The sequence below is a fragment of the Dietzia sp. CW19 genome, assembly GCF_014145265.1.
Taxonomy (GTDB): Bacteria; Actinomycetota; Actinomycetes; order Mycobacteriales; family Mycobacteriaceae; genus Dietzia; species Dietzia natronolimnaea.
The window spans coordinates 1-2692 of record NZ_JAALEE010000442.1 but is presented as its reverse complement, the minus strand read 5'-3'; the positions used below and the strand labels follow the sequence as shown (position 1 = coordinate 2692).

Annotated in this window: 2 protein-coding genes and 1 pseudogene; all 3 read left to right on the top strand. The window is 72.1% G+C overall.

What is annotated here, in order from left to right; genetic code table 11:
- Positions 1-1643, top strand: a 1643-nt coding sequence (locus tag G6021_RS13010; protein WP_241736550.1) for an MMPL family transporter, incomplete at its 5' end; no start/stop codon positions are given.
- Positions 1640-2338 carry a lipocalin family protein gene (locus G6021_RS13005; protein WP_179523650.1) on the top strand — a complete coding sequence of 233 codons (699 nt, stop codon included), beginning with the start codon at positions 1640-1642 and terminating at the stop codon, positions 2336-2338. The genes G6021_RS13010 and G6021_RS13005, both read left to right, overlap by 4 nt.
- A gap of 11 nt (positions 2339-2349) precedes the next feature.
- Positions 2350-2692 (top strand): annotated as a pseudogene (locus G6021_RS13000) (TIGR01777 family protein); the annotation flags it as partial.

Below are 2692 nucleotides of genomic sequence, written 5' to 3'. Positions count from 1 at the left end.
GGCTCGTCCCGCTCGTCGTGATCGCCGTCGCCGACCGGGTGGCCTCCCTGCTGGTGGCGACGGTCGGCGAGGCCGTCGGCGTGACCGTCGACGGCTCCACGTCCGGCATCGTCTCGGTCCTGGTGTTCGGCGCGGGTACCAACTACGCGTTGCTGTTGGTCTCCAGGTACCGCGAAGAGCTGCGGCGGACCGAGAACCGGCGACAGGCGTTGCGGGATGCCTACCGGGGAGCGGTCCCCGCCATCATCGCCAGCAACGTCACCGTGGTGCTGGCACTGCTGATGCTGTTGCTCGCGACCCTGCCCAACTACCGTTCGCTCGGGCTCTCCGCGGCCGTCGGCCTTCTCGTCGCCCTGGCGTACGCCCTCGTGGCGCTGCCGGCGGCGCTGGCCGTGTGCGGTCGTGGGTTGTTCTGGCCTTTCGTCCCCCGGCCGCACCGCGACTCCGAGCGCACGGGCACGCGCACCGGCGCGCGCGCCCGGGTGACCGCCCCCACGACTCCCGAGGACTTCCGCGAGGAGGTCCCGTCCGGCGTCTGGGGCCGCATCGCCTCCGGGGTGGTCAGGCGTCCGGTCCGTGTCCTGATCTCGTGCGTACTGATCCTCGTGATCCTCGCGTTCGGGTTGCTGGGCACCCGGATCGGCCTGAGCCAGACGGAGCAGTTCCGAACGCCGTCCGAGGCCGCGGCCGGTCTGGAGACCGCCGCCGAGCACTTCCCGGCCGGCGTCACGGACCCGGTCACCGTGCTCACCCGCACCGGCACGGAGGCGCAGGTCACGGAGGTGGCCGAGGGCGTGGAGGGCGTGGTGTCCGCCATGCCGGCCGGTGAGTCGGGGACCGGGTGGAGCCGCATCACGGTGACCCTCGACGCCGCCCCCGCGACCGACCGGTCGGAGGACAGCGTGGTGGCGTTGCGCTCCGCGGTCGACCAGGTCCCCGGATCCGAGGCGATCGTCGGCGGATCGGTGGCCGAGGGCGTCGACACCTCCGACGGGAACCTCCGCGACCTCGCGCTGATCGCACCGCTCATCCTCCTTGTGGTGTTCGTCGTCCTGGTCCTGGCGCTACGGGCGTTGATCGCGCCGCTGCTGCTGCTGGGCGCGACGGTGTTGTCGTCGCTCGCGGCGCTCGGGCTGGGGACCTTCGTCACCACCCAGATCCTGGGCTTCCCCGGCCTGGACGTGTCGGTCCCGCTGTACAGCTTCCTGTTCCTCGTCGCCCTGGGCGTGGACTACTCGGTGTTCCTGATCATCCGCGCCCGGGAGGAGGCGGCCACGCACTCGACCCGCGAGGCCATGGTCCGGGCGGTCGCCCTCACCGGCGGCGTGATCACCTCCGCGGGAATCGTGCTGGCCTCGGTGTTCGTGGTGCTGGGCGTCCTGCCGTTGATCGTGCTCACCCAGGTCGGCGTGATCGTGGCCCTCGGCGTCCTGCTGGACACCTTCGTCGTGAGGACCCTCGTGGTGCCGGCTCTGTTCACCCTGGTCGGGGAGCGGGTCTGGTGGCCTGGCGATCCCCGACGCGGCGTCACGCCCGCGGGCGAGCCCACCACCGGCGGTTCAGACGCATCCGCATCCGCAGCCACGGCTCCGGCCGACTCCGCTCCAGCCCGCACCGCCGACACGAAGGAGTTCCACCCATGACCACCTCGCGCCGTTCCCGGGTCCGTTCACTCGTCACCGCCCTCGCCGTGGTTCCGCTCCTGGCGGCGGGGCTCGGGGCCGCCCCCGCAGCCGGGGCCCAGGACCTCACCGACGGGGGCCGCCTCGGCGGGGGCTCCTCGCAGCTGGTGCTGCCCGACGGCATCGCGGTGGGGTCGATCGGCGGCCCCGAGCTGCAGCAGGTCGGATATGTGGATCCCGACCGTTTCGTGGGCACCTGGTACCAGGTCGCGGCGATCCCGCAGCCGTATACCCTGCAGTGCACCAACGACACGACCGCCGAGTACGCGCGGATCTCGCCCGACACGATCTCGGTACGTAACTCCTGCGGCTCGGCGATCAGCTCCGACTCGGTGATCGAGGGGGAGGCGACGATCCGCGACACCGACACCAACGCCTCCCTGCGCGTGAACTTCCCCCAGGTGCCGTTCCAGGACGAGAACGGTCCGGTCAACTACCGCATCACCTACCTCGCCGACGACTACTCGGTGGCGGTCGTCGGCGACCCGAGCCGGTCCTCCGGCTTCGTGTTGAGCCGGGACCCCGCCCTGGGGGCGGACCAGTGGTCCACCGTCCGTGACGTCGTCGAGTCGCGCGGCTGGTGGCCCTGCGCGTTCCTGACCGTTCCCATGGCCGGTGGGCGGGGCGACGTCACCCCGCTGTGCCTGCTCCCCTGAGAGACGGACCGATGAGCATCGACCTCAGTTGTACGATCCGGGCCGGCGCGGACGAGGCGTGGGATTATCTCGCCTCGCCGGGTGCCTTCGTCCGGATCTCCCCGCCGTTCATGCCGCTGCGGCCCGTGAGCCAGGCCGACTCGCTGCGGGACGGTGTGGCCGTGCTCGAGCCGAGGTCCGCGCTCCCCGGTCCGTTGGGGACGCGGTTCGGCCCGCGCTGGGTCGCGCAGCACGACCCCGCCGGGTACGTCGAGGGTGAGCGGTTCGTGGACCGCTGCGTCTCCCAGCCCTACGCGGGTCTCACGGGGTGGGTCCACGAGCACACCGTCACCGCGGGTCCGGACGGGACCGCCG

What these genes read in the sequence shown, in the direction of transcription:
- G6021_RS13005 (WP_179523650.1), top strand. Translation starts at nt 1,640, where the DNA reads ATGACCACCTCGCGCCGTTCCCGGGTCCGTTCACTCGTCACCGCCCTC.